A 19,208-nucleotide genomic window follows, 5' to 3' on the forward strand; every position below is an offset into this window, starting at 1 on the left:
CTCAACTCCTCAGCAGAATGGCGGAGGTGGGGACTCCTTCGCCCGCGGTGACCAGGCAGGTGGCGGCGTTCGGGACCTGGGCGGTGCTGACGCCGCGCAGCTGCTTCACGCCCTCGTTGATGAGGTTGAACCCGTGCACATAGGCCTCGCTCAGGCCGCCGCCCCCGGTGTTGATGGGCAGTCGCCCGCCGATCTCCAGCGCGCCGCCCTCGGTGAACGCGGCGCCCTCGCCGCGCCCGCAGAAGCCGTAGCCCTCCAGGGAGAGCGGGATGAGCGGGGTGAACGCGTCGTAGATCTGGGCCACATCGACGTCGTCGGGCCCGAAGTCGGCCTGTTTCCACAGGTGTCGGGCCGCGGTCCACGCCGGTCCCGTCAGCGGGTCGTCGTTCCAGTAGTTGACCATGCCGTGGTGCTGGGAGGGCAGGCCCTGGGCGGCGGAGTGCACGTAGACGGGCTTCTGCCGGCAGTCGCGGGCCCGCTCGGCGGAGACGACGACGCACGCCAGTGCCCCGTCCGTCTCCAGGCAGTTGTCGAAGAGGCAGAGCGGGTCGCTGATCCACCGCGAGGTCATGTACATCTCGCGGGTCAGCGGGCGCTCGTACATCATCGCGGCCGGATTCTGATTGGCGCGGTTGCGGCAGGCGAGGGCGACGTTGAAGAGGTGGTCGCGGGTGGCGCCGTGCTCGTGCAGGTAGCGGCGGGCCAGCATGCCGATCTCGTCGGCGGGCCGCAGCAGGCCGAAGGGGCGGGTCCACTGGCCCGGGGTCGGCAGCTGCACCGCCGTGTTCTTCCAGGGCCTCGGCCCACTGCCGCGCTTGCGCGAGCGCCAGGCGACGCCCACGCTCGCCTGGCCGGTGGCGATCGCGGAGGCGAGATGGCCGACGGTCGCGCAGGAGCCGCCCCCGCCGAAACCGATCTTGCTGAAGAAGGTCACATCGCCCGCGCCGATGGCCTTGGCGACCTCGACCTCGTCGGTCTCCTCCATCGTGTACGAGGCGAACGCGTCCACCTCGGCCGGGCTGATGCCGGCGTCGTCGAGCGCGGCGAGGATCGCCCGGCACGCCAACGTCTTCTCGGACTCGGGCAGTTGCTTGGCGAACGGCGTCTGCCCGATCCCGACTATGGCTGTCGCGTCCTTCAGGGTGGCCATGGCCCCACCTCCACGAGCGTCACCAGTACTGACAGCGGAGGAGGCTACAGCTAATCTGACGGTTAGTCAGCTACCAGTACGGAGGGGGCTTCTGATGCGCGGCGACCTGGAGTGGGGCACGATCGCGAAGCTGGTGCGCGGCGCTGCCGTCCGCTACGGCGAGCGCGAGGCGGTGGTCGAGGGCCGTGGCCGCCTCTCGTACGCGGAGCTGGGGGAGCGGGTGGAGCGCGCGGCGGCGGCCTGTATCGCGGCCGGTGTCGAGCCCGGCGACCGGGTCGCCATCTGGGCGCCCAACACCGCCGACTGGATCGTCTCGGCGCTCGGCGCGGTCACGGCGGGGGCGGTCCTGGTGCCGCTGAACACCCGGTTCAAGGGCGCGGAGGCGGCGTACGTCCTCGACAGCAGTCGAGCCAAGCTGCTGTTCGTGACGGGCACCTTCCTCGGCACCTCCTACGTGGCCTCGCTGCGCCGCGCGACCGCCGAGGGGCCCGGGCCCGGCCCGCTGCCCTCGCTCCCGCACCTGGAGCAGGTGGTCGTCCTCTCGGACGACGCCCCCGACAACTTCCGTACGTGGAAAGACTTCCTGGCGGGCGGGGAGGGGGTCCCGGGCGCGGAGGTCGCGGCCCGCGCCGACGCCATCGCCCCGGACGCGCCCTCCGACATCGTCTACACCTCCGGCACCACGGGCCGCCCCAAGGGCGCGGTGATCACCCACGCGCAGACGCTGCGCGGCTATGCGATCTGGTCGGAGCTGGCGGGGCTGCGCGAGGGCGACCGGTATCTGATCGTGAACCCGTTCTTCCACACCTTCGGCTACAAGGCGGGCATCATCGCCTGTCTGATGCGCGGCGCGACGATGGTGCCGCAGCCCGTGTTCAACATCGACACCGCCCTCGCCAACATCGCCGCCGAACGCATCTCCGTACTGCCCGGACCGCCCACCCTCCACCAGTCCCTCCTGGACCACCCCACCCGCGACCAGCACGACCTCAGCGCCCTGCGCCTGGTGGTGACCGGGGCGGCGGTGGTGCCGCTGCGCCTGGTCGAGCGGCTGCGCGGCGAGCTGGGCGTGGACACCGTCCTGACCGCGTACGGCCTGTCCGAGGCGAGCGGCATCGTCACGATGTGCCGCCGCGGCGACCCGGCCGGCGTCATCGCCGCCACCTCCGGCCGCGCGATACCCGGCACCGAGGTCCGCGTCCTGGCCGGGCCGGGGGAGCCCGGCGAGATCCTGGTACGCGGCTTCAACGTCATGCGGGGCTACTTCGAGGACCCGGCGGAGACGGCCCGGGCGATCGACCCGGACGGCTGGCTGCACACGGGGGACATCGGCGTCCTGGACGAGGCCGGCAACCTGCGCATCACCGACCGGATCAAGGACATGTTCATCGTCGGCGGCTTCAACGCCTACCCGGCGGAGATAGAGCAACTCCTGGGCCTGCACCCGGAGGTGGCGGACGTGGCGGTGATCGGCGTCCCCGACCCGCGCCTGGGCGAAGTGGGCCGCGCCTACGTCGTCCGCCGCCCCGGCTCGCCCCTGACCGCCGACGACCTGATCGCCTGGTCCCGCCGCGAGATGGCCAACTACAAGGTGCCGAGGGAGGTCGAGTTCGTGCCGGAACTCCCGCGGAACGCGAGCGGGAAGGTGGTGAAGGGGGAGTTGCGATCCTCTGGTGCCAGGGGATAGTCGATCCTGGTATCAGGTGGTACCTTGGCCTCATGGCCAAGACTCAGATCAACATTCGTATGGATGACGAGACTGCCGAGATGGCCCGACAGGCGGCAGCCACCCGACGCATAGCGGTCAACGAGTACGTCGAGCAGCTGATCCGGAACGACAACGAGCAGCTCCGTGCCGTTTTCATGGCCGCCGCCCAGGAAGTCCTCGACCACTACGGCGACTTGATCGATGAGATCGAAGGGGCTCCTGGCGAGTGAACGTCACCATCGACCTGGCGTGGATCCTGGAGGTGGCCCAGCGCGCCGGTCAGGACGATCCCGCCATCGACGACTACGGCGTGCCCATCGCGGCCGTCGAGCGGCACCGGGCAGTGCTGGTGGGCCAGGACGTGTACCAGGGTGTCTACGCCCGGGCCGCGGCGCTTGCGCACACCCTCGGCCGGATGCGGTGGCTGGAGCGGTCCAACCTGCGGGTGGCGGTGGCGGTGGCCCACGCCTACCTGATCGCCTCGGGTGTCCCCGCCAAACTCGACCAGCGGCGGGTCTCCGCCCTTGCTGCCGAGCTGAAGAAGGACACCTGCACCGCCCACAGCGTGGCGGCCGTTCTCAAAACCTGGGCAGTGTGAGGCGCAGGCCGTCCGGACGTGCCGCGGTGCGGACCCACCCCCAGCGGGCCCGCACCGCGTCGTGAAGCCGTACGGACCCGCCCCCCAGCGGACCCGCACCGCGTAGTTGTTCCCCCGTATCCCCCGTATCCCCCGGGCGTCCCCCGTCCCCCGTATCCCCCGGGCCCCCGTATCCCCCGAATAACCCGGCCGTGGCGGCTCCCCTCCGTGCCGCCGCGGCCGGTCCCGCTCGGACGGTCCTACTGGGCCGATGCCCTGAAGGGCTCCGAGGTGGCGTGCTGGTCCATGGTGGTGATCGCCGGTTCGTCCGTGGCGTGCTGGTCGAACGTGGTGATCGGGGATCCGGTCGCATGCTGGTCGAGCGTGGCGATGGCGGGTTCGTCCGTGGCGTGCTGGTCCTGCGGCGTGACGATCGGCGGCTCGTTCTTCTTCACGTCGCCCATGTTTCTCATCTCCCGTTGATGACGCTGCCTGATGGAAGAGGCGAAACCGTCCGGCCACTCCCCCGAGGGTGGCCGGACGGGCTTGCCAGGCCGACAGGTGGAGTCCGGCCTTCCGGTCGGCTCGCGCGCCCCCCGACGCGGCGGGCCGACACGTAAGACAATGCCGGACCCCGATAAACGTTCAATGAACGCGCTGACTGGGGGCGTTATGCGGCCGCCACGGGGCTGAGCAGAGCGCGTACCTGGTCCGCCTCCGGCGAGCCCAGCTCCTCGAAGATGGCCAGTGCGTCGCGCCAGCAGACCTGCGCCCGGCCCGCGTGCCCTATGCCGGCCAGGGCCTGGCCGAGCACGGTGAGCACATTGCCCCGCCGCCACTCCCCGCCGATGCCGCGCAGCACCGTGAGCGCCATCTCGGCGTTGGCCGCCGCCTGCGCGGGCCGCCTGCCCGCGAGGTCCACCTCCGCGAGCCGGAACAGCGTCATGCCCTCCCACAGCCGTTGCCGGCTGTCCCGGAAGACGGCCAGCGCCTCGTTGAGCCGGTCCGCCGCCGCGCGCAGCTGACCGCTCTTGGTGAGCGCGAGCCCCAGCGCGTAACGGCCGTTGGCGCCGCGCAGCTCGTGCCCCATCGCGTCGTAGATGTCGATGCCCTCCTGGGCGAGGGTGACCGCGCTCGCGGTGCGGCCCATCGCCAGGTGGATACGGGACAGGTTACACAGCGCGCTGGCCTCGCCGGGCCGGTTGGCGTCGGCCCGGAACGCCTCGATGGCGCGCGTGAGATGACCTTCGCCGTCGGTGGGCCGGTTCTGGTAGAGCGCGATGATGCCGCGTGCGTTGGAGGCCCAGCACAGCGGCAGCGGATCGTGTGTGGGACCGGCCAGGCGCATGGCCTCCTGTGCCTCGTGGTCGGCGTGCTCGAACCGGCCGGCCAGCTGGTGCACATTGGCCAGGGTCATCACCGCCCGCCCCTCGGCCTGGGTGTCGCCCCGGGTGCGGGCGGCCTCGCGCACGGCCTCGGCGGTCGCCTCGTACTGCCGCGAGTTGGCGCCGGACTCGCCCAGGTCGAGCGCCGCGTACAGCAGGTCGACGGCCCGGCGCAGCGTGCCGGGCCCCGACAGCTGGCGTACGCAGGCGAGCAGCGGGTCGGCCTCCGCGTACAGCCAGTCCTGCGCGCGGTGGCGGTCGCCGAAGGACAGACCCCGGTAGGTGGTGGGCTCCAGATGGTCTACCAGGCGGTCGCCCGGGCGCTCCAGGGCGTACACCCCGGACGCCGTCGCGAGGTAGAAGTCGAGCAGGCGGGAGAGGGCCGACTCGCGTTCCGCCGGGGGCAGGTCGTCGCGCTCGGCGCAGGAGCGCGCATAGAGGCGGACGAGGTCGTGGTAGCGGTAGCGGCCGGGCGCGGCCGACTCCACCAGGGACGTGTCGACGAGCGACTCCAGGATGTCCTCGGTCTCCTGCTCGGGGAGGTCGAGGACGGCGGCCGCCGCGGCCAGCGAGATGTCGGGCCCGTCGGGCAGCCCGAGCAGCCGGAAGGCGCGGGACTGGGCGGGTTCCAGCTGGCCGTAGCCGAGCTCGAAGGTCGCCTTGACCGCGAGGTCGCCGGCCTGGAGTTCGTCCAGCCGGCGGCGCTCGTCCGCGAGCTTCGCGGCCAGCACGGAGACGGTCCAGGTGCGGCGCGCGGCGAGCCGGGAGGCGGCGATGCGGATGGCGAGCGGCAGGAAGCCGCAGGCGCCCACCACGTCCAGGGAGGCCTCGCGCTCGGCGGACACCCGCTCCTCGCCGACGATCCTGGTGAACAGCTGGAGCGCCTCCTCGGGGGACATCACGTCCAGGTCGACGAGGTGCGCGCCGGCCAGGCCGACCATCCGGATGCGGCTGGTGACCAGTGCGGCGCAGCCCGCCGTGCCCGGCAGGAGCGGCCGGATCTGCGCCGCGTCCCGGGCGTTGTCGAGCAGCACCAGGACCCGGCGGCCGTCGAGCGTGGAGCGGAACAGGGCGGCCCGCTCCTCCATCGACTCGGGGATCGCCGAGTCCGGGGTGCCGAGGGCGCGCAGGAACGCGCCGAGCACGGTGTCCGGCTCGGCGAAGTGCTGGCCCGCGCCCTGGAGGTCGACGTAGAGCTGGCCGTCGGGGAAGTGGGGGCGGGCCGCGTGCGCCACGTGCACGGCGAGGGTGGTCTTGCCGACGCCCCCGATCCCGGCGAGCGCGGACACCGCCATCACCGTCGTCCCGGCGTCCGCGAGCCGCGAGGTGAGCTCCCGCACGAACGCGGCCCGGCCGGTGAAGTCCGGTACGGAAGCGGGCAGTTGGGCCGGGCGGACCGGTGCGGGTGCGGCGGCCGCGGGTGCGTCGACGGGCGGGCGCGCGAGATCCTGGTCGGCCCGCAGGATGCGCTGCTGGAGGTGGGCCAGCTCGGGCCGCGGGTCGACGCCCAGCTCGTCGGCGAGCAGCCGGCGGGTGTCCGCGTAGACGGCGAGGGCCTCGGCCTGGCGGCCGCTGCGGTACAGGGCCAGCATCAGCAGTTCGCGCAGCCGCTCGCGCAGCGGCTGTGCCGCGGTCAGGGCGGTCAGCTCGGAGACGGCCTCGGCATGGCAGCCCGCCTCCAGGTCGAGGTCCAGGCGCGCCTCGATGAGCTGGAGACGCCACTCGGCGAGCCGGGTGCGCTGGTTCTCGGCGTACGGTCCCGGCACCCCGGCCAGCGGCTCGCCGTCCCAGTGCGCGAGCGCGGCGTTCAGCAGATCGCGGGCGCGGCCCTTCTCGCCGCCGGCCCGCGCCTTCTCGGCGGCCGTCGCCAGCTCCTGGGCCGCGGTGAGGTCGAGGGTGGCGGCCGCGGGCCGGATCGCGTACCCGCCGGACTCGCTGACCAGCACGTCCGGGTCGAGGACCTTGCGCAGCCGCGAGGCGTAGGTACGGATCGCGGCCAGCGCCTGCGAGGGCGGGTCCTCGCCCCAGATGGCGTCGATGAGTTCGGCGGCGGTGGCGGTGCGGCCGTCCCGCAGCAGCAGGGCGGCGAGCAGGGCGCGCTGCTGCGGGGAGCCGGACGGCAGCGCCTCATCGCCGCGCCAGGCCCGTACCGGTCCGAGGACACCGAAGCGGAGCCCGGCCCCGGCGGCCTGCGGGGCCGGCCCGGGTGTCCGCTCGCCGGGCTGCCCCGTCGCGTGCTGCGGCGGCGGCACCGGAGCGCGTTGCTCCGGTACGCGCGGCTCGCCGTCACGGTCCATAGCTGCCCCCTGTACCCCCGTACTCCTGGATTGCTCCCCGCCAGTCTGCCCTGTCCGGAGGGGCCGCGTCAGCAACGGGTGACGCTCTGCACAAGGCCTAGACACATGGTCTGCACACTCATCGCAGGCCCCCGTCGGCGGACTTGGCGGCCGGGGCGGGGCAGGAGGGGCGGCCCAACTAGCTGACGGATCGTCAGATCGGGTCTACCGTAAACGGCATGGAGACCTTCCCGAAGATCATCTCGGTGGACGACCACACGGTGGAGCCCCCCAACGTCTGGCGGGACCGCCTCCCGTCGAAGTACCGCGACATCGGACCGCGCATCGTGCGGGCCCCCCTGAAGGAAATGACCTTCCTGGGCGGCAAGTTCGCACCGGTCATGGGCGCCAAGGGCGACGACGGACCGATCGGCGACTGGTGGGTGTACGAGGACCTGCACCGCCCGCTGACCCGCCTGGACACGGCGGTGGGCTACGCGAGGGACGAGATAAAGCTGGAGGTCATCACGTACGAGCAGATGCGCCCGGGCTCGTACGACGTCCCGGCCCGGCTCGCCGACATGGACGTCAACCACGTCCAGTCGGCCCTGTGCTTCCCGACCTTCCCCCGGTTCTGCGGCCAGACCTTCACCGAAGCCCCCGACCGCGAACTCGGGCTGCTCTCGGTGCGGGCCTACAACGACTGGATGGTGGACGAGTGGTGCGGCCCCGAGGCGCACGGCCGCCTCGTCCCGCTCACGCTCATCCCGTTGTGGGACGCCGAGTTGGCGGCCGCGGAGGTCCGCCGCAACGCCGCGCGCGGAGTGCGCGCGGTGGCCTTCTCCGAGATACCCCCGCACCTCGGCCTGCCCTCCATCCACACCGACGACTGGGACCCCTTCCTCGCCGCCTGCGACGAGACCGGCACGGTCATCGCCATGCACATCGGCTCCTCCAGCCGCATGCCCTCCACCTCGCCGGACGCCCCGCCGGCGGTCGGCTCCACCATCACCTTCGCCAACTGCTGCTTCTCGATGGTCGACTGGCTGATGAGCGGCAAGTTCGAACGCTTCCCCCGGCTGAAGATCATGTACGCCGAGGGCCAGATCGGCTGGATCCCGTACATCCTGGAACGCGCGGACGTGGTCTGGGAGGAGAACCGCGGCTGGGGCGGGGTGGCCGACAAGGTCCACCGGCCGCCGTCCGAACTCTTCGCGGAGCATGTGTACGGCTGCTTCTTCGACGACGCGTTCGGCCTGAAGAACCTGGACGCGGTGGGCGTCGGCAACGTCCTGTACGAGACCGACTACCCGCACTCCGACTCGACCTGGCCCAAGTCGAAGGAGGTGGGGGAGGCGCAGATGGGCCATCTGTCGCCGGAGGTGGTGGAGCGGATCGTGCGGGGCAACGCGATCGAGCTGCTGGGGCTCAGCCCCGAGGGGCTCTGGACGGGAGCGTAACGATCCGGACGCCGGGCCGCACGGCGCCGCTGCTTGCCGGAGCGGCCTCCGGGCTCCGGCTCCCGCGGTGCGCCAGTGCCCGCACACCCCTTGCCTGACGGTCCGTCAGCTACGACGATGAGCCCACCAACTCATGTGACGGATCGTCAGATCAGGCTGGAGGCGGGCGCGCGGTGCCGATACTGCCGAACGGGCGACTGGTGTACGGGATGCAGCTCCCGGTCCAGTCGCAGAGCACCATCTACGCGGAGGGCTGGGAGGCCGGGGCCGGTCCCGAGGACCTGGCCGAGATCGCCGGGGCCGCCGACCGGTCCGGCTTCGCCTACCTCGCGAGCTGCGACCACGTCGGCGTCCCGCGACGGCTCGCGGGGCCGATGAGCACCATCTGGTACGACCCGGTCGCCACGCTCTCCTTCCTCGCGGGCATCACCGACCGGGTCCTGCTGATGAGCCATGTCGCGGTCGTCGGGCTGCGCCATCCGCTCGTCACCGCGAAGCAGTACGCGACCTTGGACCACCTCAGCGGGGGCCGGCTGATCCTGGGGGTCGGGGCCGGGCACGTGCGGGAGGAGTTCGACGCCGTCGGGGCGGACTTCGAGCGACGGGGACCCGTTCTCGACGAGACGATCGACGCGCTGCGGGCCGCGCTCGGGCCCGAGGAGTACCCCTCCTTCCAGGGCGAGCGCTTCGCCTTCGAGGGGCTCGGGCAGCGGCCCCGGCCCGCCCAGCGGCAGGTGCCGATCTGGGTGGGCGGCTCGTCCCCGGCCGCCGTCCGCCGGGCCGCGCTGCGCGGTGACGGCTGGCTTCCGCAGGGCGACCCGCGCGAGGAACTGCCCTCCCAGATAGCCAAGTTGAGGAGACTGCGCGAGGAGGCCGGAGTCGCCGACCCGATCACCGTCGGCGCGATCACCGAGGCGCTGTACGTCGGTGAACCCGGCTGGGACACCGGGCGCCGCGCCCTCACGGGCAAGCCGGAGGCCCTCGCCGAGTCGCTGCGCGCCTACCGCGCGATGGGCGTGGACCAGATCCAGGTGCGCTTCCGGTCCCGTTCGCGTACCGAACTCATCGACCAGATGGGCGCGTTCGGGGCCGAGATCGCCCCGCACCTCAACGACTGAGCATGCCGGTCCCGCACGTCACGCACGTCACGCACGTCCAGTACACCCCGAGGAACAGGAGGACCGCATGGGCAAGCTCGATGGGCGGGTCGTCTTCATCACCGGTGCCGCGCGCGGCCAGGGCGAGCAGGAGGCGCGGCTCTTCGTGGCCGAAGGGGCCAGGGTCGTCGTCGCCGATGTGCTCGACGGGCAGGGCGAGGCGCTGGCCAAGGAGCTGGGGGAGCGGAACGCGCTCTTCGTCCACCTCGACGTGAGCCGGGAGGAGGAGTGGGCGGCCGCCGTGGCCACCGCGAAGGACGCGTTCGGGAAGATCGACGGTCTGGTCAACAACGCCGGGATCCTGCGGTTCAACGCGCTCGTCGACACCCCGCTCGACGAGTTCATGCAGGTGGTCCAGGTCAACCAGGTCGGCTGCTTCCTCGGCATCAAGACGGTGGCGCCGGAGATCGGCGCGGCGGGCGGCGGCACGATCGTCAACACCGCCTCCTACACGGCGATGACCGGCATGAGCGCGGTGGGCACGTACGCCGCCACCAAGCACGCCATCCTCGGACTCACCCGGGTCGCCGCGATGGAGCTCGCGCATCTGGGGATCCGGGTCAACGCGGTGTGCCCGGGGGCCATCGACACGGCGATGTCCAACCCGGCCCAGCTGGACCCGACGGCGGACGCCTCGGAGACCTCGGCCGCCCTGGACGAGCTGTACCGCAAGCTGGTGCCGCTCGGGCGGGTGGGCAGGCCCGAGGAGGTGGCGGCGCTCGCCCTGTTCCTGTCCGGTGCGGACTCCTCGTACGTCACCGGGCAGCCGTTCGTGATCGACGGGGGCTGGCTGGCCGGGGTCTCCCTGTTCTGAGGCGGTACGAGCCGGTTCCGAGGCGCTATCTGACTGTGCGTCAGGTATTGACGGTCCTCGCGGCCGGTGGAACAGTCGAGCTCGTCACAATCTGACGATGCGTCAGAAACAAGTGATTCCCATGAAGGAGAAGTCCCTTGGAATTCGGACTCTTTGTGCAGGGATACGTGCCGGCAGCACGGTCCGCGGTCGACCCCATGGCGGAGCACAAGGCGCTGATGGAGGAGACGAAGTACGTCATCCAGGCCGACAAGTCCGGCTTCAAGTACGCCTGGGCCTCCGAGCACCACTTCCTGGAGGAGTACTCGCACCTCTCGGCCAACGAGGTCTTCCTCGGCTACCTCGCCCACGCCACCGAACGCATCCACCTCGGCTCGGGCATCTTCAACCCGCTGGCCCAGGTCAACCACCCGGTCAAGGTCGCCGAGAAGGTGGCCATGCTGGACCACCTCTCCGAGGGCCGCTTCGAGTTCGGCAGCGGCCGGGGCGCCGGCTCCCACGAGATCCTCGGGTTCATACCGGGCGTCACCGATATGAACTACACCAAGGAGATCTGGGAAGAGACCATCGCCGAGTTCCCCAAGATGTGGCTCCAGGAGGAGTACCCGGGGTTCCAGGGCAAGCACTGGTCGCTCCCGCCCCGCAAGATCTTCCCCAAGCCGTACGGGAAGTCGCACCCGGCCATGTGGTACGCGGCCGGGTCCCCGCCCTCGTACGCCATGGCGGCGCGCAAGGGGCTCGGGGTGCTCGGGTTCTCCGTGCAGAAGGTCTCCGACATGGAGTGGGTCCTGGAGCAGTACAAGACGGCGATCCAGGAGGCCGAGCCGATCGGGGACTTCGTCAACGACAACGTGATGGTGACCTCCACGGCGATCTGCGCGCCGACGCACGACGAGGCGGTGCGGATCGCCGTCGAGGGCGGCCTCAACCGGCTCCAGTCGCTGGTGTTCCGCTACCACGACACGTTCCCGCGGCCGGAGGGGATTCCGGAGTGGCCGGAGCTGCTGCCGGAGTACAACGCGGAGATCATCGAGCTGCTCATCGCGGAGGAGCTGATGATCTGCGGCGATCCTGACGAGGTCACCGCGCAGTGCAAGCGGTGGGAGCAGGCGGGGGCCGATCAGCTGTCGTTCGGGTTGCCGATCGGGGTGCCGTTCGAGGACACGATGCAGACGATTCGGTTGATCGGGGAGCATGTGATTCCGCGGATCGACACGGATCCGGTCCACCGCACGTCCCGCTTCCGCGCCTCCGCATAGCCCCCTGGGGCTCCGCCCCAGACCCCTGCGGGGGCTCCGCCCCAGACCCCTGCGGGGGCTCCGCCCCAGACCCCTGCGGGGGCTCCGCCCCCTGCACCCCCGTCGCGCCTGAACGGCGCTCGTCCTCAATCGCCGGACGGGCTGAAGTGCCCGATGTGGGCCCGCACCGAGGCCTTTAGGGGCGCGGGGAACTGCGCGATCAGCCACCCACGGTGGGCGGATGAGAGCGGGGTTGGGGGCGCGGGGAACTGCGCGATCAGCCGCGTGCGGTTCGCAGCCGAAGAGGGGGCCCGGGGCGGAGCCCGGGGGGTGGGCCCGTGTAAGGCGCGGGGCGGTGTCTTCCCGGACCGCCGCCTCGTCACCGCCCCCGGCCGGAGGCCATTCGCGGCGGCCCCCGGCCGGGGGCGAAACCCATGCCCGCACGCACGGAGCAGGCCAGAACCGTCTAGAAAGGGAACCCATGCTCGACCACCTGATCAAGGGCGCCACCCTCGTGGACGGGACCGGCGCCCCGGCCCGCCGGGCCGACGTCGGGATCCGCGGCGGCCGGATCGCGGTCATCGCGGCGCCCGGCACCGTCACCGAGGAGGCCACGAGCAGCGAAGACGCCACCGGTCTCGTCCTCGCCCCCGGGTTCGTCGACCCGCACACCCACTACGACGCCCAGCTCTTCTGGGACCCGTACGCCACCCCGTCCATGAACCACGGCGTCACGACCGTCGCCGGCGGCAACTGCGGATTCACCCTCGCCCCGCTCAACCCCGGACGTCCCGAGGACGCCGACTACACCCGCCGCATGATGTCCAAGGTCGAGGGGATGTCCCTCAAGGCCCTTGAGGACGGCGTCAGTTGGGGGTGGTCCACCTTCGACGAGTACCTGCGGTCGCTCGACGGGCGGATCGCCGTCAACGCCGGGTTCATGGTCGGCCACTGCGCGCTGCGCCGGCACGTCATGGGCCCGGACGCGGTCGGCGGGCAGCCCACCCCCGAGCAGCTGGACGCCATGCTCGCGCTCCTCCACGACGCCATGGCCGCCGGGGCCTGGGGGCTGTCCACCACCCAGTCCTCCACGCACTCCGACGGCGACGGGAAGCCCGTCGCCTCACGGCACGCCGAGCCCGCCGAACTCCTCGCCCTCAGCCGGGCAGTGGGCGAACACGAGGGAACCCAGCTCGAAGCCATCGTCGCCGGCTGCCTCGACCAGTTCGCGGACGACGAGATCGACCTGCTCGTCGAGATGAGCGCCGCCGCGGGGCGCCCGCTCAACTGGAACGTCCTCACCATCGACGCCGCCGTACCCGAGCGGGTACCGCGCCAGCTCGTCCCCAGTGAGCGCGCCCGCAAGGCCGGTGGACGCATCGTCGCGCTCACGATGCCGATCCTGACGCCCATGAACATGTCGCTCGGCACCTTCTGCGCCCTCAACCTCATCCCCGGCTGGGGCGAGATCCTCGCCCTGCCCGTCCCCGAGCGCATCGCCCGGCTGCTCGACGCGGACGTGCGGGCCGAGATGCTGCGCCGCGCCGACAGCAAGGAGGCCGGGATCTTCCGCCGCCTGGCGAACTTCGGCCGGTACGTCATCGGTGACACCTACAGTCCCGAGAACGAGGGGCTGTCCGGTCGCGTGGTCCAGGACATCGCCGCCGAGCGCGGGATCGACCCCTTCCGCTGCCTCGTCGAGATCTGTGCCAACGACCGCCTGCGGACGGTGCTTTGGCCCATGCCGACCGACAACGACCCCGCCACCTGGGCGCTGCGGCGCGAGACCTGGGAGCACGAGGACGTGCTGCTCGGCGGGTCCGACGCGGGGGCGCACCTGGACCGGATGTGCGGCGCCCCGTACACCACGCGCTTCCTCGGGGACTGTCTGCGCGGGCGCAGGCTCGTCCCGCTGGAGCGGGCCGTGCAGATGCTCACCGACGACCCGGCCCGGCTCTTCGGGCTGCGGGAACGGGGCCGCATCGAAGAGGGTTTCCACGCCGACCTCGTCCTGTTCGACCCCGAGCGCATCGAGGCGGGCCCCGCGACCCTCGTGCACGACCTGCCGGGCGACAGCCCCCGGCTCGACTCCAAGGCCATCGGTGTCGTCTCGGTCCGCGTCAACGGCGTCGAGACCCTCCGGGACGACCGGGTGACGGGGGCCGTGCCGGGCACGGTGCTGCGTTCGGGCCGCGACACCAGGACGGTGAGCACCAAGTGACGACCAACGAAGGCAAGTTGTTCATCGGGGGTGAGTGGGTCGCGCCGGCCGGGGGGCACTATCCCGTCCTCGACCCGGCCACCGGGGACGTCGTCGGGCCGGCGCCCGAGGCGAGCCGGGAGCAGGTCCACCAGGCGGCGGCCGCCGCGCGGGAGGCCTTCGGGCCGTGGTCGCGTACGCGACCCGAGGAGCGGGCCGCGATCCTGGACCGCGCCGCCGAACTCATGCAGCGCGACTTCGCCGCCAACGCCGAGCTCGCCCGTGCCGAGACCGGCGCCACCACCGCCACCGCGCGCGGCATGCAGGTGGCCGTGGGCGTTTCGCGGTTCCGGCGGTATGCGCGGGGCGCCCTGGAGCCGGTGGAGCAGCCGCTCGTGCCGCAGATCAACGAGGCCGGGCCGATGGGCAGGGCCGGGGTGTTCGGGGCGCTCGCCGTGCGGCAGCCGGTGGGTGTGGTCACCTGTGTCACCTCGTACAACAACCCGTGGGCCAATCCGGCGGGCAAGGTCGCGCCCGCGCTCGCCATGGGCAACACGGTCGTGGTGAAGCCGGCCCCGCAGGATCCGCTGTCGGTGTTCAGGATGGCCGAGGCGCTGGCGGAGGCGGGGGTGCCGCGGGGGGTGGTGAACGTGGTCACCGGGTCCGCGCCCGCCGTGGGGGAGGCCGCGGTCGACTCGCCGGACGTCGACATGGTGTCCTTCACCGGCTCCACGGCCGTCGGGCAGCGCATCGCCGAGGTGTGCGGGCGCCACATGAAACGGCAGCTGATGGAGTTGGGCGGCAAGGGCGCGGCCCTCGTCTTCGACGACGCCGACCTCGACTCGGCGGTCCAGGGCATCGGCACCACCTTCTCCTTCTACAGCGGCCAGATCTGCACCGCCCCGACCCGGGTCCTGGTGCAGCGCGGCGTGCACGACCGGCTGGTCGAGAAGCTCGCGGGGTACGCCGGGTATCTGAAGGTCGGAGATCCGACCGCCAGGGACACGGTGGTCGGCCCGGTGATCTCGGCCGCACACCGCGACCGGGTGGAGTCCTATGTGGAACTGGGCCGCAAGGAAGGGGCCACGGTGGTCGCGGGCGGCGAGCGCCCACCACTGGACCGGGGTTTCTATGTGGCCCCCACCCTCCTCGCGGACTGCACCAACGACATGCGGGTGGCCCGCGAGGAGATCTTCGGCCCCGTCGTCGTGGTGATCCCCTTCGACGACGAGGAGGAGGGCATCGCGCTGGCCAACGACAGCGACTACGGCCTGCTCGACTATGTGTGGTCCGGGGACGTGGCCCGCGCCTTCCGCGTCGCGCGCCGGCTGCGCGCGGGCGGGGTCGGCGTGAACACGATCGGGCGCAACATGGAGGCGCCCTTCGGCGGCTTCAAGAAGAGCGGGGTCGGCCGGGACGTCGGCTCGTACGCGCTGCACGCGTACAGCGAGATCCAGTCGATCGTCTGGCCCGGCTGACCGCTCCCCGGGCTGCGCGGGCTCCCCGGGATCCTCGCGCTGCGCGGGCGCTACTTGGGCTGGAGCTCGGCCATCTTGTTCCAGGTCTGGCCGGGCACCTGGACGTTGATGATGTCCGGGGTGACGGCGATGGCACCGGCCATCGCCTCCATCCCGGCCCGGAAATGCTCGGAGTCGACGTGCGCCGCCCCCGCGGCGTCGTCGGCGAAGGCTTCGAGCAGGGTGTACTGCTGGGGGTCGTCCACGCTCCGCGACCAGTCGTAGAACAGGTTGCCCGGCTCGGCGCGGGTGGCGCGGGTGAAGTCGTCGACGATGGTGAGCCAGTTGTCGGCATGCTCGGGGCGGACGGTGAAACGGACAGCGATGAAGATCATGTCCTTCACTGTGCCAGGCCTACCCGGTCCCCGCGAAACCGGCCATACCGGACGTCGGCTGGGTGGCCCGGGACCGACTGGTCAGTCGCGGGCGAAGTCGTCGCTCTGGAGGATCAGGCCGACGACGGTTCCTTCGAGGTCGATGGGGGTGCCGAAGTCAAGGGTGAGTTCGCTGCGGTACTTGCCGTCCCTGGGCAGTGTGTGGAGGTGCCACTCGCCGGTGTAGGGGTCCACGATCAGGTAAACGGGGACGCCGGCCGAGGCGTACGTCTCCTTCTTCGTGCCGTAGTCGTTGGCCGCGGTGCTCTCGGAGATCACCTCGGCGACACACTCGATGTCCTGGTACCGCCAGAGTCCCTTCTCGTTCTTCTCCGCGCCTGCGGCCAGGGCCGTCACGTCCGCGGCGAAACCGTTGAGCCGCCCGGGAAAGTCGATGCGGACGTCGGACTTGAGGCGTTGCCGTGGGTACCTGGCCCCGAGCTGACTGAGGATGTTGGACGTGATGTCCCAGTGGGCATCGCGTTGCGGCGACACGTGGATGGCCCCCTTGACGACCTCGACCTTGTATCCCTCGGGGACGCCCATGTGCTCAACGAACTCGAACATCATGTCGAGTGTGAGCTCGTCGCTCTGGTTGGCCATCTTGATCCTGTCGTCGACAGCAGTCACCGTGGCACTCCTCCCCGCCGCGTGCGTGGTTACAGGCGGCCGCGCGGTACAACGATACGCACGGTGACGGGGTTACAGACGGATGTGCCGGCCCCCGCCCTCAGGGCCGTCGCGTCGGGGCCGCCGTATCAGCCCGTCAGGAACACCGGGTTGGTGAACGCCGTCAGGGGGCCCGGCAGGCCCGGGGTCACGGGGGCGTGGCGGACCTCGGCGCGGATGTAGGTCGCGTACGAGGGGGTGGTCCCCCACTCGGCCGTGCCGGTGCCGGAGGCGGGCAGCCGGGTCGTGTACAGGGTGCCCTGGTCCGTGACGAAGGATGCCGAGCAGCCGGGGGCGCCGGTCACCTCCAGGCGGGCCGTGACCGGCTCGTCCGCGCCGGCCCGCAGACGTTCGCCGATGCCCGCGTGCTGGCCGTGGCCGCCGGAGACCGAGAACGAGAGCGACACCGCGGCCGACTCCGCCACGTACGAGTGGCCCGCCTTCAGGCCCGCCTGGATCGCCGCGCGGGAGAGGTCGTCGGCCAGCACCACCGTCTGCGGGCCGCCGACGCGGTCCGGGTCGCGGTGGGCGTCGCTGTTGCCCATCGCCGGGAGCCACGGTCGGCCCGAACGAGCCGCTGCGACAAGGGAGTTGTCCCACTCCTGGAGGGTGACCTCGTCGTCGGGGGTGTAGGGGCCGTTCCACACCTCCACCGCGTCCGCGTCGCCGAAGCCGAACTTCCAGCCGCAGCCGACGCAGGTGGCGTGCGGGTGGGCCGGGACCACCAGGCCGCCCGCCGCGCGGGCCTCGCGCGCGAAGCGGCCGAAGCGATTGTCCCGGGCCCGGTAGCGCCAGTCGATGAAGTGGCCGGGCTCGGTGCCGAGGGCGACCACATGGCCGTTGCGGGTGGTGATCTCCTCGCCCGTCATGATCAGCAGGTCGTCGCCCCACAGGCCCTGCCAGGCCCGGTGGCCCGACGTCGTGTTGTGCTCCGAGGTGTTGATGAAGTCCAGGCCCGCCGCGCGCGCGAGCGCCGCGATCTCGGCCGGGGTGCGCCCGCCGTCCGAGTGCACCGAGTGCAGATGGCAGTCGCCCCGGTACCAGGCCCGGCCCCGGCCCTTGGCCCGGACCGGCGGATAGACCGGGGCGGGGGTGGTGCCGGGCTCGCCGTACTTCAGGGTGACCGTCACCGTGTACGGCAGGCCCTGCGGGGCCACCGTGTAGGGGCCGAGGGCGATGTGCCAGGTCCCGGCGCGCACCGGGCCGCGCAGATACCCCGGGGTCGCGTCGTCGGCGCGGATGAAGAACGAGCTGCGCGCCCCGCCCGACCAGCCCCGGAACCCGGCTCCGCCCAGGGCGGTGCCCCGCTCGTCGAAGATGCCGATGTCGAGCGCGTTGCCCTGGGTGCCGGCCGGTACCGGCGTCTTCTCGTACGTGTACGAGACCGCCAACTCCCGTACTCCGCGCGGCACTTCCACCGGCAGGTAGACGAAGTCGGGCGAGCCGGTCGGCAGGGTGCCGCGCACCACCTTGGTCTCGTCGGGGCGGCCGCCGCCGGCCCCGCCGCCCGGCGCGGCGTTCGCGAAGCTCACGCTTCCCAAGGTAAGGGCGGTGGCCGCGCCCGTCACGATGAGACCGCGTCTGCCGATGGATCCGGATCCGTTCTCGGTCATGAGCTGAGCTCCCAACGGGTCGAGAGGGTGGGAGGGGGGTCGCCCCCTGCCGGATGCCTGCCCACTGTCGTACCCGCGTGTGAACGCGAGGAGTCCGGGAGTTGAGGGACCGTGTCCGATTCACGCGGCGACGCGGACGCGGCCGGCGGGCATCCCTTGCGGCCTCGCGGCGCTGGGGATAGGAAGTGATCCCCACCGCAGACCGACCGGAAGGTATGCCGATGCGCATCGCCGTCACGATCTTCCTCACCGACCAGACCGTCACCCCCGTCCGCCTCGCCCGTGAGCTGGAGCAGCGCGGCTTCGCCGGGCTCTACCTGCCCGAGCACACCCACATCCCGGTGGAGCGGGCCACCCCCTACCCGGCGGGCGGCGAGCTGCCGGCGGAGTACGGGCGCACCCTCGATCCGTTCGTGGCACTCGGCCAGGCCTCCGCGGTCACCGAAGACCTGCACCTCGGCACCGGGATCACCCTGGTCGCCCAGCACGACCCGATCGACCTCGCCAAGCAGATCGCCACGCTCGACCAGCTGTCCGGCGGGCGCTTCACGCTCGGGCTCGGCTACGGCTGGAACAAGGAGGAGGCCGCCGACCACGGCGTCGAGTGGACGACCCGGCGCGACCTCGTCCGGGACCGGATGGCCCTCATGCGCGCCCTGTGGGCCGATGAACCGACCGCGTACGAAGGTGAGTTCGGGTCGGTCAGGGCCTCGTACGCCTACCCCAAGCCGCACCGCGGCGGCGCGCCGCGCACCCTGGTCGGCGGGGCCGCGGGGCCGAAGCTGTTCGCGGGCATCGCCGAGTACGCGGACGGCTGGCTGCCCATCGGCGGGCGCGGCCTGAGCGAGTCGCTGCCCGTGCTGCGGCAGGTGTGGGCGGACGCCGGGCGCGCGGAGGGCGACCTCCAGGTCGTCCCGTACGCGGTTCTGCCGGAGGCCGGCAAGCTGGCGCACTACGCGGACCTCGGCATCGAGGAGGTCGTGCTCCAGCTGCCGTCCGCCGACGAGACCTCGGTGCTCAAGGTGCTCGACGAGTACGCCCGGTACCTGTAGGCGGCCCGGGTGTCCGGG

Annotated in this window: 16 protein-coding genes; 10 read left to right on the plus strand and 6 right to left on the minus strand. The window is 71.9% G+C overall.

What is annotated here, in order from left to right; translation table 11 throughout:
* Position 1 precedes the first annotated feature (1 nt).
* Positions 2–1,150 (minus strand): lipid-transfer protein, encoded by a 1,149-nt coding sequence (locus CG740_RS06635; protein ID WP_100574003.1) that lies wholly within the window; start codon positions 1,148–1,150, stop codon positions 2–4.
* A 94-nt stretch (positions 1,151–1,244) separates the two neighbouring features.
* Here CG740_RS06635 and CG740_RS06640 point away from each other — a divergent pair, with 94 nt between their 5' ends.
* Genes CG740_RS06640 through CG740_RS06650 form a run of 3 tightly spaced genes read left to right on the plus strand, consistent with a single transcriptional unit; the run spans position 1,245 to position 3,456 of the window.
* Positions 1,245–2,837: a FadD3 family acyl-CoA ligase gene (locus CG740_RS06640; protein WP_100574004.1), complete on the plus strand. Its 1,593-nt coding sequence runs from the start codon at positions 1,245–1,247 to the stop codon at positions 2,835–2,837.
* A 32-nt stretch (positions 2,838–2,869) separates the two neighbouring features.
* Positions 2,870–3,088, plus strand: coding sequence for a hypothetical protein (locus CG740_RS06645; RefSeq protein ID WP_100574005.1), 219 nt, complete (start codon positions 2,870–2,872; stop codon positions 3,086–3,088).
* Positions 3,085–3,456 (plus strand): fic family toxin-antitoxin system, toxin component, encoded by a 372-nt coding sequence (locus CG740_RS06650; RefSeq protein ID WP_100574006.1) that lies wholly within the window; start codon positions 3,085–3,087, stop codon positions 3,454–3,456. The genes CG740_RS06645 and CG740_RS06650 overlap by 4 nt, the downstream gene beginning before the upstream one ends.
* 239 nt (positions 3,457–3,695) lie before the next feature.
* On the opposite strand, the gene CG740_RS06655 is transcribed toward CG740_RS06650, so the two are convergent.
* Both CG740_RS06655 and CG740_RS06660 read right to left on the minus strand, forming a co-directional pair.
* Positions 3,696–3,899, minus strand: coding sequence for a hypothetical protein (locus tag CG740_RS06655; protein ID WP_234376101.1), 204 nt, complete (start codon positions 3,897–3,899; stop codon positions 3,696–3,698).
* A gap of 206 nt (positions 3,900–4,105) precedes the next feature.
* Positions 4,106–7,117 (minus strand): AfsR/SARP family transcriptional regulator, encoded by a 3,012-nt coding sequence (locus CG740_RS06660; protein WP_100574008.1) that lies wholly within the window; start codon positions 7,115–7,117, stop codon positions 4,106–4,108.
* Positions 7,118–7,335: 218 nt separating this feature from the next.
* Here CG740_RS06660 and CG740_RS06665 point away from each other — a divergent pair, with 218 nt between their 5' ends.
* The 6 genes from CG740_RS06665 to CG740_RS06690 all read left to right on the plus strand — a co-directional run bounded on the left by CG740_RS06665 (position 7,336) and on the right by CG740_RS06690 (position 15,443).
* Positions 7,336–8,556 carry an amidohydrolase family protein gene (locus tag CG740_RS06665; protein WP_100574009.1) on the plus strand — a complete coding sequence of 407 codons (1,221 nt, stop codon included), beginning with the start codon at positions 7,336–7,338 and terminating at the stop codon, positions 8,554–8,556.
* A 209-nt stretch (positions 8,557–8,765) separates the two neighbouring features.
* A complete protein-coding gene (locus CG740_RS06670; RefSeq protein ID WP_100574274.1) occupies positions 8,766–9,674 on the plus strand; it encodes an LLM class F420-dependent oxidoreductase in 909 nt (302 codons plus the stop codon).
* Between the two features lie 67 nt (positions 9,675–9,741).
* A complete protein-coding gene (locus CG740_RS06675; protein WP_100574010.1) occupies positions 9,742–10,527 on the plus strand; it encodes an SDR family NAD(P)-dependent oxidoreductase in 786 nt (261 codons plus the stop codon).
* 137 nt (positions 10,528–10,664) lie between these two features.
* Positions 10,665–11,786: an LLM class flavin-dependent oxidoreductase gene (locus CG740_RS06680; RefSeq protein ID WP_100574011.1), complete on the plus strand. Its 1,122-nt coding sequence runs from the start codon at positions 10,665–10,667 to the stop codon at positions 11,784–11,786.
* A 460-nt stretch (positions 11,787–12,246) separates the two neighbouring features.
* Positions 12,247–13,986 (plus strand): N-acyl-D-amino-acid deacylase family protein, encoded by a 1,740-nt coding sequence (locus CG740_RS06685; RefSeq protein ID WP_100574012.1) that lies wholly within the window; start codon positions 12,247–12,249, stop codon positions 13,984–13,986.
* Positions 13,983–15,443, plus strand: a complete 1,461-nt coding sequence (locus CG740_RS06690; RefSeq protein ID WP_100574013.1) for an aldehyde dehydrogenase family protein — start codon at positions 13,983–13,985, stop codon at positions 15,441–15,443. Before CG740_RS06685 ends, CG740_RS06690 begins: the two co-directional genes overlap by 4 nt.
* A gap of 50 nt (positions 15,444–15,493) precedes the next feature.
* Here CG740_RS06690 and CG740_RS06695 read toward each other — a convergent pair whose 3' ends face one another.
* The 3 genes from CG740_RS06695 to CG740_RS06705 form a co-directional block, all read right to left on the minus strand.
* Positions 15,494–15,817, minus strand: coding sequence for a putative quinol monooxygenase (locus CG740_RS06695; RefSeq protein WP_100574014.1), 324 nt, complete (start codon positions 15,815–15,817; stop codon positions 15,494–15,496).
* Between the two features lie 81 nt (positions 15,818–15,898).
* On the minus strand, positions 15,899–16,486 hold the full coding sequence (locus CG740_RS06700; protein WP_100574015.1) for a Uma2 family endonuclease: 588 nt from the start codon (positions 16,484–16,486) through the stop codon (positions 15,899–15,901).
* A gap of 128 nt (positions 16,487–16,614) precedes the next feature.
* Positions 16,615–18,138, minus strand: coding sequence for a CehA/McbA family metallohydrolase (locus CG740_RS06705; RefSeq protein WP_100574016.1), 1,524 nt, complete (start codon positions 18,136–18,138; stop codon positions 16,615–16,617).
* A 221-nt stretch (positions 18,139–18,359) separates the two neighbouring features.
* On the opposite strand from CG740_RS06705, the gene CG740_RS06710 reads away from it, so the two are divergent.
* Positions 18,360–19,190: a TIGR03619 family F420-dependent LLM class oxidoreductase gene (locus CG740_RS06710; RefSeq protein WP_100574275.1), complete on the plus strand. Its 831-nt coding sequence runs from the start codon at positions 18,360–18,362 to the stop codon at positions 19,188–19,190.
* The last annotated feature ends 18 nt before the right edge of the window (positions 19,191–19,208 follow it).

It is taken from the genome of Streptomyces sp. CB01201 (genome assembly GCF_002803085.1).
Taxonomy (GTDB): Bacteria; Actinomycetota; Actinomycetes; order Streptomycetales; family Streptomycetaceae; genus Streptomyces; species Streptomyces hundungensis.

Excerpts from the sequence above, each read along its gene's own strand:
- CG740_RS06635 (WP_100574003.1), bottom strand. The coding sequence starts at position 1,150 with ATGGCCACCCTGAAGGACGCGACAGCCATAGTCGGGATCGGGCAGACG.
- CG740_RS06640 (WP_100574004.1), top strand. The coding sequence starts at position 1,245 with ATGCGCGGCGACCTGGAGTGGGGCACGATCGCGAAGCTGGTGCGCGGC.
- CG740_RS06645 (WP_100574005.1), top strand. The coding sequence starts at position 2,870 with ATGGCCAAGACTCAGATCAACATTCGTATGGATGACGAGACTGCCGAG.
- CG740_RS06655 (WP_234376101.1), bottom strand. The coding sequence starts at position 3,899 with ATGGGCGACGTGAAGAAGAACGAGCCGCCGATCGTCACGCCGCAGGAC.
- CG740_RS06660 (WP_100574008.1), bottom strand. The coding sequence starts at position 7,117 with ATGGACCGTGACGGCGAGCCGCGCGTACCGGAGCAACGCGCTCCGGTG.
- CG740_RS06665 (WP_100574009.1), top strand. The coding sequence starts at position 7,336 with ATGGAGACCTTCCCGAAGATCATCTCGGTGGACGACCACACGGTGGAG.
- CG740_RS06670 (WP_100574274.1), top strand. The coding sequence starts at position 8,766 with ATGCAGCTCCCGGTCCAGTCGCAGAGCACCATCTACGCGGAGGGCTGG.
- CG740_RS06675 (WP_100574010.1), top strand. The coding sequence starts at position 9,742 with ATGGGCAAGCTCGATGGGCGGGTCGTCTTCATCACCGGTGCCGCGCGC.
- CG740_RS06685 (WP_100574012.1), top strand. The coding sequence starts at position 12,247 with ATGCTCGACCACCTGATCAAGGGCGCCACCCTCGTGGACGGGACCGGC.
- CG740_RS06695 (WP_100574014.1), bottom strand. The coding sequence starts at position 15,817 with ATGATCTTCATCGCTGTCCGTTTCACCGTCCGCCCCGAGCATGCCGAC.
- CG740_RS06705 (WP_100574016.1), bottom strand. The coding sequence starts at position 18,138 with ATGACCGAGAACGGATCCGGATCCATCGGCAGACGCGGTCTCATCGTG.
- CG740_RS06710 (WP_100574275.1), top strand. The coding sequence starts at position 18,360 with ATGCGCATCGCCGTCACGATCTTCCTCACCGACCAGACCGTCACCCCC.